The organism is Cytobacillus sp. QJM3NY_8 (assembly GCF_056173585.1).
In genome coordinates this window covers 3,088,587-3,103,382 of sequence record NZ_CM149681.1, presented here as the reverse complement: position 1 = coordinate 3,103,382, position 14,796 = coordinate 3,088,587, and the positions used below count along the sequence as shown (strand labels likewise).

12 protein-coding genes and 1 pseudogene are annotated in these 14,796 nt (G+C 35.3%); 8 read left to right on the top strand and 5 right to left on the bottom strand.

The features are described from left to right. The first annotated feature begins 120 nt into the window (after positions 1-120). The 3 genes from ltrA (at position 121) to AC0VZ9_RS15980 (ending at position 3,299) form a co-directional block, all read left to right on the top strand. Positions 121-1,920: a group II intron reverse transcriptase/maturase gene (gene ltrA, locus AC0VZ9_RS15990; protein ID WP_159871190.1), complete on the top strand. Its 1,800-nt coding sequence runs from the start codon at positions 121-123 to the stop codon at positions 1,918-1,920. A 233-nt stretch (positions 1,921-2,153) separates the two neighbouring features. Next, positions 2,154-2,966, top strand: coding sequence for an aminoglycoside adenylyltransferase domain-containing protein (locus AC0VZ9_RS15985; protein ID WP_475396448.1), 813 nt, complete (start codon positions 2,154-2,156; stop codon positions 2,964-2,966). 189 nt (positions 2,967-3,155) lie between these two features. Beyond that, positions 3,156-3,299, top strand: coding sequence for a hypothetical protein (locus AC0VZ9_RS15980; RefSeq protein WP_475396447.1), 144 nt, complete (start codon positions 3,156-3,158; stop codon positions 3,297-3,299). Between the two features lie 250 nt (positions 3,300-3,549). Here the strand turns inward: AC0VZ9_RS15980 and AC0VZ9_RS15975 are convergent, their stop codons facing one another. Together AC0VZ9_RS15975 and AC0VZ9_RS15970 are read right to left on the bottom strand one after the other, a co-directional pair. Continuing rightward, the gene (locus AC0VZ9_RS15975) at positions 3,550-5,052 is read right to left on the bottom strand and encodes a glycine betaine uptake BCCT transporter (RefSeq protein ID WP_475396446.1); all 1,503 of its coding nucleotides are present in this window, start codon (positions 5,050-5,052) and stop codon (positions 3,550-3,552) included. A gap of 48 nt (positions 5,053-5,100) precedes the next feature. Continuing rightward, positions 5,101-5,769 (bottom strand): hypothetical protein, encoded by a 669-nt coding sequence (locus AC0VZ9_RS15970; protein ID WP_475396445.1) that lies wholly within the window; start codon positions 5,767-5,769, stop codon positions 5,101-5,103. Between the two features lie 1,354 nt (positions 5,770-7,123). On the opposite strand from AC0VZ9_RS15970, the gene AC0VZ9_RS15965 reads away from it, so the two are divergent. Next, on the top strand, positions 7,124-7,615 hold the full coding sequence (locus tag AC0VZ9_RS15965; RefSeq protein WP_475396444.1) for a CBO0543 family protein: 492 nt from the start codon (positions 7,124-7,126) through the stop codon (positions 7,613-7,615). Positions 7,616-7,872: 257 nt separating this feature from the next. Here the strand turns inward: AC0VZ9_RS15965 and AC0VZ9_RS15960 are convergent, their stop codons facing one another. Next, entirely contained in the window at positions 7,873-8,493 is a 621-nt protein-coding gene (locus AC0VZ9_RS15960) for an NAD(P)-dependent oxidoreductase (RefSeq protein ID WP_475396443.1), read from the bottom strand. A 315-nt stretch (positions 8,494-8,808) separates the two neighbouring features. Between AC0VZ9_RS15960 and AC0VZ9_RS15955 the strand changes: the two genes are divergently transcribed. The 3 genes from AC0VZ9_RS15955 (at position 8,809) to AC0VZ9_RS15945 (ending at position 11,515) form a co-directional block, all read left to right on the top strand. Next, positions 8,809-9,477, top strand: a complete 669-nt coding sequence (locus tag AC0VZ9_RS15955) for a DNA alkylation repair protein (RefSeq protein ID WP_475396442.1) — start codon at positions 8,809-8,811, stop codon at positions 9,475-9,477. 540 nt (positions 9,478-10,017) lie between these two features. Then, a complete protein-coding gene (locus AC0VZ9_RS15950; RefSeq protein ID WP_071157100.1) occupies positions 10,018-10,518 on the top strand; it encodes an RNA polymerase sigma factor in 501 nt (166 codons plus the stop codon). Beyond that, entirely contained in the window at positions 10,511-11,515 is a 1,005-nt protein-coding gene (locus tag AC0VZ9_RS15945; protein ID WP_071157098.1) for an anti sigma factor C-terminal domain-containing protein, read from the top strand. Before AC0VZ9_RS15950 ends, AC0VZ9_RS15945 begins: the two co-directional genes overlap by 8 nt. 556 nt (positions 11,516-12,071) lie before the next feature. On the opposite strand, the gene AC0VZ9_RS15940 is transcribed toward AC0VZ9_RS15945, so the two are convergent. Then, entirely contained in the window at positions 12,072-13,055 is a 984-nt protein-coding gene (locus AC0VZ9_RS15940; RefSeq protein ID WP_475396441.1) for a LacI family DNA-binding transcriptional regulator, read from the bottom strand. 83 nt (positions 13,056-13,138) lie between these two features. On the opposite strand from AC0VZ9_RS15940, the gene AC0VZ9_RS15935 reads away from it, so the two are divergent. Further along, entirely contained in the window at positions 13,139-13,966 is an 828-nt protein-coding gene (locus AC0VZ9_RS15935) for an HAD-IIB family hydrolase (protein ID WP_009334002.1), read from the top strand. 139 nt (positions 13,967-14,105) lie between these two features. On the opposite strand, the pseudogene AC0VZ9_RS15930 reads toward AC0VZ9_RS15935, so the two are convergent. Beyond that, positions 14,106-14,677, bottom strand: a pseudogene (locus tag AC0VZ9_RS15930) (transposase); the annotation flags it as partial. Positions 14,678-14,796 lie beyond the last annotated feature (119 nt).

Genomic DNA, 14,796 nt, shown 5'->3' with positions numbered 1-14,796 from the left:
GTAACGAACGTGGAGGGATGGTCCCAAGTCTTATTCGTTGAAGGCAAATCAATTTAATGAAACTCACAGGGTCGAGTACGATGATGGGATTTTCCGCAAGGAAGGAGAAACAATCCATCGGTGAGTACAGCTTTACGGCATGCAGAATATTACAGTATGCAAGACATATTTGATGACCTTTACGAGCGAAGTAAAAACAATGCTACAAAGGGTTTAAGGCTATATGAACATATCATATCGAAAGACAATATCTTATTAGCCTTTCGAAACATCAAAGCGAATACAGGTTCAAAAACAGCTGGAACTGATGGCATCACGATTGATAAATATAAAATTGAAAACGTTGATGAATTTATTGAAGTAATTCGAAAAGCATTAAAGAATTATAAACCTCAAACGGTACGAAGAGTTGAAATACCTAAACCGAATGGAAAGAAAAGACCATTAGGAATTCCAACTATGAGAGATAGGTTAATACAACAGATGTTCAAACAAGTATTAGAACCAATTTGTGAGGCTAAATTTTATCACCATTCATACGGTTTCAGACTAAATAGGTCAACTCATCATGTAATGGCTAGATGTCAGTTCTTAGTCAATAATGTGAAGTTACATCATGTAGTAGACATTGATATAAAAGGTTTTTTTGACAATGTAAGCCATTCAAAATTAATTAAACAAATGTACAGTATAGGTATACGGGATAAAAGAGTATTAGCCATTGTTTCAAAAATGTTAAAGGCACCAATAAAAGGCATAGGTGTTCCAACTAAAGGAACTCCGCAAGGAGGTATCCTATCCCCCCTACTATCGAACATTGTTTTAAATGATTTAGATTGGTGGATAGCTAACCAATGGGAATGCTTAAAACTAAAACATTCTTATGCACCTAATAGTAAGACTAGAGCGTTAAAGAAAACGAATCTCAAACAAATGTATATCATCAGATATGCGGATGACTTCAAGATTTTCACAAATTCTCATGAATCAGCTATAAGAATACATCACGCCACCAAAGAATACCTAAAAAATCAATTAAACCTTGATGTATCTTCCGAGAAATCAGCGATTACTAATCTAAGAAAGAGAAAATCTGATTTTCTAGGTTTTTCTATTAAAGCAGTATCCAAGCGTAATAAATATGTAGCCAATACACATATTATGGATAAAAAGAAGAAAAACATACTAGATAAACTTAGATATTTAATTCGCGAGATTCAAAATAAGCCAACGCCAAAAACTGTTTTGGATTATAACTCTTATATTCTCGGAATAAAAAATTACTTTAAAATTGCAACTCATGTAAATATTGACTTTGGAAAAATAGCCTATCGTCTAACGAAAACCATGTATAATCGTCTAAAATCAATTGGGAAATATGGAAAACCCATTAATCCATCGGAAACATACAAGAGACTTCATAAGAATAATTTCAAAACATATAAAATTGCTGGTTTGCATTTATTTCTCTTCGGAGATACACAAACAAGTAATGCCATGAACTTCAGTCAAGATATATGTGACTATACAAAAGAAGGAAGGCTTAAACTTCATCAAAATCTTAGGGCTGACATTGCCATAGAAATAAACAAGATGTTACAAATACCTTACGGTAAAGACAACTTAGAATTTGCAGATAACAAAATTTCAAGGTACTCTATGCAACTAGGAAAATGTGCTGTAACAGGGGAATTTTTGACATCCGATAAGCTGCACTGTCACCATAAGTTACCCCGACATATGGGGGGGACAGATGAATTTAGCAATCTTGTAATCGTACATGAAGATGTACATAGATTAATCCATGCTACTAATGAAACGACGATTGAACGATATAGGAACATTCTTCAATTGGATGGAAAACAACTGAAGAAACTAAACCAATTCCGTAAAGTTTGTAATTTAATTGCTTTAGTCTAAAAGAATAAGATGGAACGCCTAATGCGGTGAAAATCGCACGTTGGGTGTGGAGCAGGGGAAAAGATGGAGATTACATCAAAGTCTTACCTATTGCTATTAAACTAACGGGTGAAAGAGTTGAAGATCCAATAGGATTCAGCTCTTTTTTAATATTCAACTAAAGGGTAGCATCAGTTGATTTAATTATATATAAGTTTTACCTTGACCAAGTTTTCAGTGGATCTATACTTAGAATGGTGATGGAAGAATATGGGGAGTGGATTGGTTTGGATACAAAACTTTTCTTAGACAAAATAACAATACTTTTTAAAGAAGAACTTAGGGATAATTTGATAGGGATTTATTTGCATGGATCTCTAGCAATGGGGTGTTATAATCCCCAAAAAAGTGATATCGATTTCTTAGTCGTTGTAAATGAAAAGCTAACACCAGCAAATATTTCTAGGATCGCAAAATTATCTTTATCTTTACATGATGAGATGTCTAATGAGCGTGGAATAGAGTTTACCATTATTTTAGAAACTTACCTAAAAAAGTTTGTTTATCCGACTCCTTTCGAGTTTCATTACTCGGAATATCATAGGGAGAAATATCGCACAAATGAGAATTATCTTTGCGGGGGATTTGAAGATGAGGATTTAGCTTCACAAATTGTTGTTGCCTATGAGAGAGGATTAACACTGTATGGAAAACCATTAAGTGAACTTTATGAACCAATCGATAGTCAGTATTACCTTGCCTCCATTCTGCATGATGTGGAGGGAGCTGCGGAGGAGATCATTAGCAATCCACCTGCGTACCTGACTCCTATGTACCTAACCTTAAATCTCTGTCGAGTTCTTTTTTTTATTAAAGAAGGTAAGATATCTTCAAAGCGCGAAGGCGGGGAATGGGGATTAAATAACCTGCCTCATAAATACCAGCAGTTGGTTGAACGTTGTCTAAATGAATATAACGGAGAAACATTTAGTAGCGAAGTTGTTTCCCAGACTTTTTATGAATTCATTGAATTCATGATTAAAGAAATAAGGCAAGACATTTTATAAAGCTAACGGGTACATTCTAAAGGATCGGCTGCAATCACAGCCGGTCTTTTTTATTCAAGTATAGGGGCAGCATTCCTGTTATGAAGGTAAATTGGGTCTGAACAAAAAAATAACCTCTTGGTAGAATGAGAGAGTCCTGAAGCCGGCAAGCGAAAAGGACATTACTCTCAAATACCAGGAGGCTTTAAAATGAATAATAACAAGAATAAGAAGATTGCTCAAATTACTCCTTACACTGATTATAGGGGTGGATATCGTATCTCGAAATTCAAGCATGTGGCACGTGCCCAGGGATTTCAGGGGAATGGAGTTTGGAATCCCTTGTTATTTTAAAAATGCAAAAGAAGGTTTTGAGTATTTTCCTCAGTGGATTTCGGAAACGATAAAGCATGTAGTATGGAGAAAGTATTGTCGATTTGGATCCGACAGGTCATAGTTGGTTTAACTTGGCAGAATATACCCGATTACTTCTGATTTCTTATATTTTCATGTAGAGCTTAATTTAATTAAAGTAGCGTTGTTTAGTAGAGCCGGCCACACAGAAAAAACGGTCTCAACCAGACCGTTTAACGTTTTACTCCACTTACTTTCGCTTTCTTGTTTTAAACTCTTCCCTAAAGGATTTAATCAACGAAAACATGATAAAAATTAGGATGAACGCAAAAGGGAAGGCCGCGATAATTGACGCCGTTTGCAGGGCGTTCAATCCACCGGACCAAAGCAGAATCAATGCCGCTGCAGATACAAGGATTCCCCATACAATTTTTGTGATGTTTGGAGGATTTAAACTTCCGTTAGTCGTTTGCATACCTAGAACAAATGTTGCTGAGTCTGCCGAAGTAATAAAAAATGTACTAATAAGTAAAATCGCTAATATAGATGTGAAAGTGCTCAATGGAAAATGCGCCAATACAGCAAATAAAGATACTTCGCTACCTTGGGTGCTTATCACTTCTCCGAGGTTTACATTCATGACTCGTTCTAAGTACATGCCAGAGCCGCCAAAAATGGAAAACCATAATGTACAAAAAATGGTTGGAACAACTAAAACACCGATAATAAACTCACGTACTGTACGTCCCCTTGAAACACGGGCGATAAACGTCCCTACAAATGGAGCCCAGGCAATCCACCAAGCCCAATAAAAAAGTGTCCAGCTTTGCATCCATTTGCTGTGCTGCTGGTCAAATGGAGAGATATTCAAACTCATCTCCGGCAGTTTTTGGATATAGCTTCCAAGGGTAGATGTGAAATAATTAAGCAAGAAACTTGTATTGCCCGCAAATAATAAAAATAGCATCAAGGCAATGGCAACAATTACATTCGAGTTACTTAGCCACTTTATTCCACGTCCTAACCCAGATATAGATGACAGCATAAATAATATCGTAACGATAGCAATAATAAAAAATTGAACAACAATGTTGTTTGGAATGTTAGGATATATAAAATGTAAACCGCCATTAATTTGGGCTGCACCAAGTCCTAATGACGTAGCGACACCAAATATCGTTGCAAAAACGGCAATAATGTCAATGAGCTTGCCTGTCCACCCTTTTACCCTATCTCCTAATAGTGGATAAAATGTGGCACTAATTAATCCTGGTGCCCCTTTTCTAAATTTAAAATAGGCTAGGGCGAGGGCGACCACGGCATATATTCCCCAAGGGTGGAGTCCCCAATGGAAGAAGGAATACCGCATGGCATCAGTTGCAGCCTGCGTTGTACCGGGATCTCCAAAAGGTGGGTTCATATAATCCTGTAATGGTTCGGCTACGCCATAGAAAACAATGCCAATACCCATACCAGCGCTGAATAACATAGAAAACCAACTGACGAGACCATATTCGGGCTTTTCATCGTCCTTGCCAAGTTTAATTTTTCCATATTTAGAGAAGATTAAGTAGATCGCGAAAAGCAAGATGACGCTTGCCACAATAAGATAAAACCAGCCAAAATTCATTTGAAGAAATTTTTGGATTTTGCCTGTTACACTTGCAAGATTATTGGGCGCGAAGGCACCCCAGAGGACAAATAAAACGGAAATAATAACTGAAATCGTAAAAACAACCGTTACTTTTTTCATCAAATCCACCTTTCAGACTCTTGCGTTCATTTCAAGCCTTCTCCATGGTTAGTCCTCTAGGAGGCTATATTGAAACTCCCATATTTCATTATCGTTTAACTCATTCAAAGAGAGTTCTAAATTATTTCCCAAAAAAATCGTATCACCGTTGATGGCGACCACCATCGTCTGAAGCGGATGATCCCCACCTCTTTTTTTATATACATCACCAATACTCGGCATATTAACTTGGGTATTTTTTTCAGGTTGATCAGAATCGTTGCTCATTAAATTACTATTTGCCATATTTTTATCAAAATAATCTATAGTGTGACTGTCATTATCACGGCCTGGAATCATCAGTAAATACTCGTTATGTTTAACCCCATTATACTTAGTTGTGATAACCCCATCGGTTTCAACAGACAATACAATTTCAATTTCGTTTAATGAGTAGTAATCCATGTAATCGGGATTTGGATTTGTAATTAAGATATAGTCCCCTTCTTCAGCTTTTTTATCCTTGTGAAGTGTATAAGCCTTATGGTTGAAAATAAAGCTGTCAAGCTGTTTGGGTTTATATTTTTCAATTTTCGAGGCAGTGGATAAATGCTGCGTTAAATCTTTAAGTTTGATAAGATGGACGGACTGTTTGTATACAGGCTTCACAGAATATACCCTGTGCAATTCATTGTTAAAATATACAAATTGTCCTTTTCTTACTTGATACAGTTTCATGTAAAACTCTCCCTTCAGTGATCATTTAACTTTTATAAAGTTAAGAAAGTTCATCGAATAATATCCGACAACAGTTAACTTTCCCAAAAAGTTATGTGAAAATTCTCCGTTCTATTACTACTCCCACTAAAATATAAAAGAAAACCAGAAAGAGTATGTCCTAGAACAATTATTTGATAATCTTAATTATCTTTATGATGAAGGAATACGATTAAGGATAGTTTTTAAGACAGGCATGAGACAGTCTGATACTTGACCATGATTGTTTGACATCAATATTGGGAATATAAAATAACTTCTGACATTCTTAAAACCAATGTTTCGGAACACTCAATACCGATGAAGACTTAGCAAATATTCTCGCTGTACTAATTGACAAATCAAAGAGAATAGCATTGATGAAAGCAACCTAAATAGATATGTTTTGGTTGGGTATTGAGGAATACGAAAGGTATTCCGTATTCGAACGGATGGGTAAATGAGAATCGTAATTACCTTGTAAGTGATAGAAGAATAATGAATGAAAAGGATGGAAGTCCCCCCTATATTTTTTAAACCCTAAATAAATCAAGTTTAAACAAAAAGAATAAATTCAAGTAGTTCGAATCTGTTGAAACAAAATGATAGATCAGTTTCTAATTATTACTGCAGAAAAATAAATAGTTAGCATTCGGAATACAACAATAAAGCTGTGGTTTGGGAGGTAAAAGTGATCAAATGAAGGTTTAAAAACCCATAAGGAATGATTGAATAGGAATAACTGATATAAAAAATCCCAGAAGCAGAGAAATAAAAAAGTTGGATAATAACTATCAAGGTTTTTCCAATTCGCATATTTATATGCAGCAAATAATCAAAGCAATCCATATAAGGTATGCATAAAACAGTCTTCATCGATATAAATTCTTTGATTGGCAAAAAAGGATTAAATTGGCAGAGAGTTAATATTGTGGAACCCCTAACAGTTTGCCCAGCTTAAATTGGTTTATGAATTCTTGAGACAAATAGTTAAGGGAAGCAATTATATTGAACTAAAACTCCGATCAAAGTTAATTGAAGGCTTTATTAATGTGTGGATGCAGGAGTTTAAAACGAAGAATAACAAGAAGCCATCGGGAATTTAGGTATGAAAGTTATAAGGCATTAAAGTGAATGATAAAAGTCAATTCGCATTTCGATATAATCGATAAAATAATGCACTACCGGAGAAGGCGGTTATTCAACTTAAGGGTGCTTATATTCAAGATCAGCTGCCGAATCAGATAGCTTTGTCTTATTCTACAAAAGGGAAGGTTTGTTGAATAAAACCATTTGAGTAGAACACATTAAAAATAAAAAGGTGTATGGATACTTTATGAGAAAAAAAAAGTTTGAGGAAAAATTATTACTCAGTGCACTCATTTTAAATTTAGGAGTTTTACTACCCCTTATTCATCGAAAGTCTCCAATAAAAGATTGGATTATCGTTTACTTATTTAATGCTGTTACGAATGGAATCATTGATAAAGTTTTAACTAAAAATAAAATAATTAAATACCCAAATCGCCTATTTCCGAAGATTTTTGATACACATATATTGTTTGATTTCTTTTTATATCCTACTTTTACGATAGTATATAATCAGATGACAGCAAAAGATAAAGCCTTTGGCATTATCTATAAATTATTTATTATTACGATCCCTGTATTTTTAATTGAATTTCTCGCAGAAAGAAAGACGAATTTAGTTGAATGGACCAGAAAGTGGAGATGGTATCATACTTTTTTTAGTATAATCATTAAATCTCTTTTAACGCGACTATTTATTGCACTAATTAGTAGAGCAGACGCAAAGATGAAGACCTAAGATAGTAGGGTTTCTCCTTAAAGCAATGGTATGCATTTCCTAAGAAGGAGAAGTGCTCTTTTTTGTGGAAGTTATTAGGGTGCTTATGTTCAAGATCAGCTGCCGAATCAGGCGGCTTTTTTCTTGTTCAACAAAACGGGGAGGTTTGTTGAACAAGAAATTGTTTAATAGCAACTGTTGTGACATTCATAAAGACGGGTTTCCCCATCTATTTGTTTATCAAAACTTATATTTATGAAAGTAGTATAAGAATCTTATTAGTAGGCGATACCTACACGTGATTTTATATAATCGCTTGTTTTTATCTGTCTAAATGTAAATTCTGCTGTATCCGGAACGGATATTTCAACTCCATCTTCCGGCAAAAAACTTCGCTCTATACGATATTTACCTATCCTTTCCCCATCCGGCAAGTAGGTAGGACAGACAATCGTCCATTCGAGGGTTGATTGTTTGAGTATATCATAAACTTTATGATGTTCTTTCACTGCACGGGTTGACTTACGCTTTGATTCACTTGACTGATAACGCAGAGAATTTGGAGTGGTCCTACTTTGCAGGATACCTGCAGTTCCTATAGTTATTATTCGTTTTATACCTTCATTTTCCATTGTTTCTATAATAAGTGGCATACTTTCTGATAGAGTGGTGGTGCCATCAGTATTTAGTGCACTAATAACTATATCAATCCCATGCATTGCACATACGATATCACCTTTATTTAAAACATTCCCTTGAATAATGGTTAAATTTTCATTATTAATTTGAATCTTCCCGGGAGTACGAACTAATACAGTAACATTATGTCTGTCACGAAGGGCATAAGTAACTATTTGACTTCCAATTCGTCCAGTTGCACCTAAAATTAATATATTCATAAGAATGAACTCCTTTTGCAAATACTACTTACTAATTTACTATATAAGTTACTCTATTGTCTTTTTAAACTAATGAGGGCTAAAGTTGAAGATCAAGGTTTGCTTCGGCAGCCTTTTATTAGTCGACTAACAGGGCAGGTTGGGAACAATATAGATGGAGAAAGCTTTAAATAAGATTTATGCTACAATATTAAAAAAGATAAACTTTGGAGGCACACCACTGCAATCAATAAGACTTATAACGAAATTAAGTTCTTGATATATCCTGTCAAGGACATATTATGAAACAGTGCTTCAATAAAGGAGTTGTATAAAATGAATGAAAATAAAGGTACAGATATAAAACGCTCTTTAAAAGCAGAAAACATTCTATCTCAGATCAATAGTAAAACTAAGCTAGGCGACTTACGAAAAATCGCGAAGGACATTAAAAAAGATCACGAACTAGCTATGGAACTTTGGTCAACCGAAGAGTTTTTGCCAAGACTATTAGCAATCTTAATTATGGACAAAAAACTTCTTTCACAAGATGTGCTAAATAAGCTTGATAAGGATATACAGACTCACACTTTTGATGAGCGAAATAACTTAATGGATTGGTTAATGGCTAATCAGATTACCAAAGACAAGAAGACAATTGCATTGATGGAGTCATGGGAAAATAGTTCTTCTGCTCTTCAAAGACGAGCTTTCTGGTATTATCAAGGGCGATTGAGATGGACTGGACAAACACCGCCTGATAACACCGAAGACTTGCTATCTGCATTAGAAGCTAATATTACGCAGGAAGAACCGGAAGTTCAATGGGCTATGAATTTCACCGCAGGCTGGATAGGCGTTTATGATGAAAAGAATCGTGCACGTTGTATTAAACTTGGTGAGAAAACGGGTCTTTATAAAGATGAAATAGCAGCAAAAGGATGTACTCCCAGCTATTTGCCGGAGTTCATTAAGATTGAAGTTAACAAACGACAAAATAAATAGTTACCTTTGAAAGATTCAATAGAGTTTGATGCAAAGAATAAAGGAATTCAAAGCCTCATATGAAAATTGTAATAGGCTTGGACCGCAAAATAAAGAAAACAACACGTTATGGCAGCTAGTTAGTGAAGTATGCAAGGAAAATGTAAAGGATTAACCCACTATCTCTTTTTGATATGTAGGGCGCATATCTTTAAGAAGAACAGCTTTCCAGCAGCGGAGTACAAGGATACTGTTCAGCAGGAAATAAAAAAGAACGTTAGCCATAAAATTGGTAATCGTCCTTCTTCAACTCTATAGGGTGCTTTATTTGAATAATCAAATCTAAAAAATCGGTTTCTTTGCGTACAGGAATTCGACTTTTTTAGGTTGAATAATGTTTCTTTAATGCTATTCTTGATATCGCGTAATTTGGAAAAAAAAAGAAAGATATGACCTATTTTTACACGTATCTCGGCTGAACCCCTATATATTTAAAAAAATAATTACGAACTGCTGTATATTTTTTCTTATCGAATACGTCTAGTATTCAGGAGGGGAGTAATGAATGAGTTAAATAAGAATAATGCATTGAATACAGAGCTTAACATCGTATATAGGTACTTACGTAAATTAGGAATTTCTCAAGCTGATGCTGAGGATGCTGTTCAGGAAACTGCGTACAAATACTTACTATATTACGATTCCATTAAAGCTTCAAAAATACGTAGCTGGCTAATACGTGTAGCATTAAATTTTTATTATGATCAATGCAGAAAACAACAGAGATATAAGCTTGATTTAGATGCAAATGTTACAAAATTGGTTGCGGCGGATCAGCCAGAAGAGCTCTTTATTGAAAAAGAGCGGAACAATCATCTTTCGTTTGCAATTTCCAAGCTAAAGCCGTACTTTAAAGAACTATTATTGTTAAAGTACCAATCCGGCTTGTCCTATAAAGAAATTGCAGAGCTGCTGGGATCAAATATCAATTCAGTAAGGACAAATTTATTTAGGGCTAGAAAACAACTAGCGAAGATTTACAAGGAGGAAAGCGATGAGTGATAAACGTTTATCAAAAGAAGAGGATGAGAAAGAGATTGACTTTATGAGCAAGCCTTCTTTACAGTTAGCCGTAAAAAGATCCAAGATAAAACAAACATTCAAATATATTGGCATTACTGTTTTGACAACAATCGTTTTATTATATGTACTGATAAGCGGCAGCCAATACATACTAAATCAGCGTATTGAAGATGACAACCAGAAGTCTCTTTTGGACCCCATTTATGGCGCAAACCTATCATCGGGTGGTGGCTCTTATAATTATGATCTATTTAGTGTAACAGTAGACGAAAGAACTTTTAAGACGGTAGGAGACCGTTCTATATTATGGGATACGAAAATGAAAAAAATACCTTTATTCGGCAGGATAGAAACTCTTAGTCAAGGGAGCGGTATGGTTTATACTACTTCACTTGATAAAGAAGCTCATCGCCATATACGCTATAACAATTTTAATAATGAACGAAAAATTGATTTTTATTATCCGGGTTTAAGATACGATTATTTACCTCATGAACTAGATATTGCTGCTGATTTAGATAAAAATAAGTTAATTGAAGTAGCACTTTCCTTTGATAAGCCAATGACATTAGCTGAGGTTTCCAAGCAGCTTGGTTATAAAAATGTGAATTGGTTGTGGGTAGACACGTCGACGAAAGCTCAAATGCATAGAATGGAAGATGAACTAGATAGTGATAGTGTAAAGACAAAAGGCGGGGGTGGAGCTTTTGGATTTGATATTAATCCTCAAGAGCCTTATGCCAGCCAACATGAAGAGTTTTTTATGAGAACGCTGAAAGAATTAAAGAAAAAAGGAGTCCGTAAAAGTATAGTCAACGAAGCTTTAAAAGGAATTGAGGAAAACACCCGTTCCACTGAAGGGAAGATTCGATATAACGGAGCTGTTGTGACGGGAACAGCTGAAGAGCTTAAACGCTTTCAAGACCTTCCTTTCATTCGTGCCTCTGTTCTCGGTGCTACCATCGACAAATATTAATGTATTCTAGGGGGACGGAAACGATTCAAAGAACCGGGGGCCACTATGGAAAACAAAACTCAAAATAAATAATTAGATGTTTAATGTCAATCGAGCTGTACCAGAAAAGGGTAAAAAGGGTGCTAAATATTTCTAGTTAGAAAAAGGAATGACTTCAAAGTTGAGACATTCCTTTGGTTTTCTTGAATACAACGTCCTTTCATTATTACATAATGCCAGGTCTGTGTGCCTTAGAGAGTTAGTTGACATGAAAAAGTGGATGTTAATTGGCCGAAACGTATGATAACGATCCCAAAAGGGAAACGAAAAAAGAAGTCTTTCCTCTCATTTGAATTGATAATTTAAAGAAATATTAATTTAGTGGGTTCCTATGTTCTGCTGCACCTTCAATTTTGTGGAGAAATAAGGGTATGAAATCAGGATCAGCTGCCAAACTAGGCGGCTTTTTCTTAGTGCACTAAAGGAGCAGGTTTGTTAAAGAAGGATGATAAAATAAAAAATGAAAAGGGAAACATTTTTAGAGGGATTTAATCTTGTACAGGACTCAATTCCATTCTTAGGTCCCCCTTATTACCAGATTCCCTTTATAAACTTTTCTTACAGTGGGAAACTTTTTACCTTCAAGTCTGTCAAGTAAACAGTACATCAAATCCTTGACCATCAATTCAGTCTGATTTTGAATGCTAGAAAGTGCAGGGAAAGTTGTCAGGCAAATTGGGTGGTTGTCAAAACCAATAATGGAAAGTTCTTTTGGAACAGAAACACCATGTTTTTTAGCTGACGAAAGTAATCCTGCCGCTAAAAAGTCACTGCCTGCAAGAATTCCATCATGATTGCAATTACCTGAAAAAATTTCATCTCCCAGTAGTATACCTTCTTCAATCGTAGAGTAACCACTTAACTTTTGCTGAATAGTACATGATTTATTTAAATCAAGATGAGCTTGTTTAAACCCTTCCCATCTTTGTCGCTGAAGTGGCGTTTTTTCTTCATCCGCACAAAATAATAGTTGGTTGCGTCCTTCTTTCAGCAGGTATTGGGTAGATGAATAAACTGCATCCCTTTCATCAAGTGAAAAGACATCTAAATGTCTTCTTTGAAGTGGTTCGTTGCAAATAAGCACTATCTTATCTCTAACTCTCTGTTTAATCTTCTTCTCACCTAATAAAGTATGGGTGATAATTACCGCGTCCAGCTCATTTTCAGTTAACTTCTCATAAATTTTATTTTCCTCATCAATAGAATAAAACGTTTGGAAAATCACTATCTTATATCCAGCTTTTCTGCATTTTGCTGCAATCATGCCAACAAGCGGGCTAAAATATGGGTGATCAAGGACCGGGATTGTCACACCAATTGTTTTTGTTGTCTGTGTTCTAAGGTTTACACCTCGTGCATTTCGAACAAAAGACAACTTTTCTATTGCTTCCATTACTTTTGTTCGGCTGTCTTCTGAAACATGAGGATGATTATTGATAACGCGTGATACCGTGGACTTAGAAACGCCACTAAGTCGAGCTATATCTAGAATAGTAGCCATTTTTTTACCTCTAAAAAAGATTTGACCTGGGAACGTTCCCTGCCTGTAACCTAAAAATAACATAGAACAGGGAGGTATTAAACGTGACATTTAAAGTGTACCATTCTAATGGAAATCCTGACTACTTAATGATATTTGATTTTGATGAAACATACTATCCGCATGAACTAAAAGGCTGGCAGTTAAAAGATTTGTATGAGCTTGAGGAGTATCTTGATAGGATTGTTCATAAGAAAAATATCAGAATTGGTTGGGTAACAGGCAGTAGTTTGGCTGATATCCATAAAAAAATGAGAGCAGCTCGGATGAACTACCTTCCGCATTTTATTGCATCAAATCTAGGAACGGAGTTATGGGAGATCAATTCTAAAGGAGAATTTTATCAAAATCAAGAGTGGAGGAAAAGAATCAAAAGGTCAGGATTTAGCCATAGAGTGGTTGAAGATCTTATTAATGATTTAAGACAGTTATATGGAATACAGTTACAAAAACAAACACAATTTGGTCAACAATCGTTTAAAATGAATTATTATTATTTTATAGAAGATAGTGCGAGGGTTAAGTATGATCTAGATATCATAAAACAACTAGCACGCAATAGCGGAATAAATTTCAATATTAACCGTTGTAACCCTCTAGCTGGAGATCCGGTAAATGCATTTGATGTAGATTTTATTCCACAAAATACAGGCAAACGTGCAGTAGTGTACTTCGTCATAAAACAGTTTAGCATCTCTGTTGAGAATACATTTGCGTTTGGAGATAGTGGGAATGATATAGAGATGCTTAAAGCCGTAAAGCATGGATATTTATTGAAGAATGCTACAGAAGAAGCAAAACAACTGCATGATACGATAACGGCAGATCCTTATGCCAAAGGTATCCAAAACGTTTGTAGGATTTACTTTTAATTTTAATTCGTTGAACTAAACTCATTAATGGAGCTAAATCAATCACAGGCTGTTATTTTACCTAAATATGTAGTTAGATACTATTATTTGCAGAGTATAAGGCGTGACAAAGCCTACTAGATCCTCTTTTTGAGATTCAATTTTTTGTGAACTTACTAGATTTTGAATACACCAGGTTCAACCCCAGCGAAAGCTATCAGCTTTTTAGGATCAGTAAATCAATCTATCTCCCCAATTCCTGAAATAATCATGGCAGCGATCTTTTCTCCTAACCCGTGATAGATTTGATAATATTATATTCTTAAACTTCTTTAGCGAGGGCATCTATCTCAGACTCTAATTTGGATAGGTGCTCTTTATACATTCCTAGATTGAATATGACTCTGATAAAACGTCTTTTCTAAAGGATTTCGTTTTGCCGAAGCTTTGAGCTCAGTAGCTATTCATTTGCCCATTTTTAAGATCGACTCTTACATAATTCAGCGATTTTATCAACTATTGATACATCACTTACCGCTAATATATCTACAGGAGAGGGAAGCTATAAAAGAGTTAAGAGTGGTGCGATTGAAAATAAATCACTTTAAACCCCTCTATATTCGGGGAAGACTTGGTCTAGATTTGCTTGAAATTGCAGCTTGTATGGACGAAAACCCCAGTAATATTCTTGTGTTGTCATATAAGGTTCCCAAGGTATAGCAGCTGAACTCCTGGTAATCTTATATTACGAATGGGGCAGGTTATGTCAACAAGATATATGCTGGTATGTCATATTAGATGAATACTTTATAACTAGTTAGGCAGCCCCATCGAATTGTTAATGATAAATA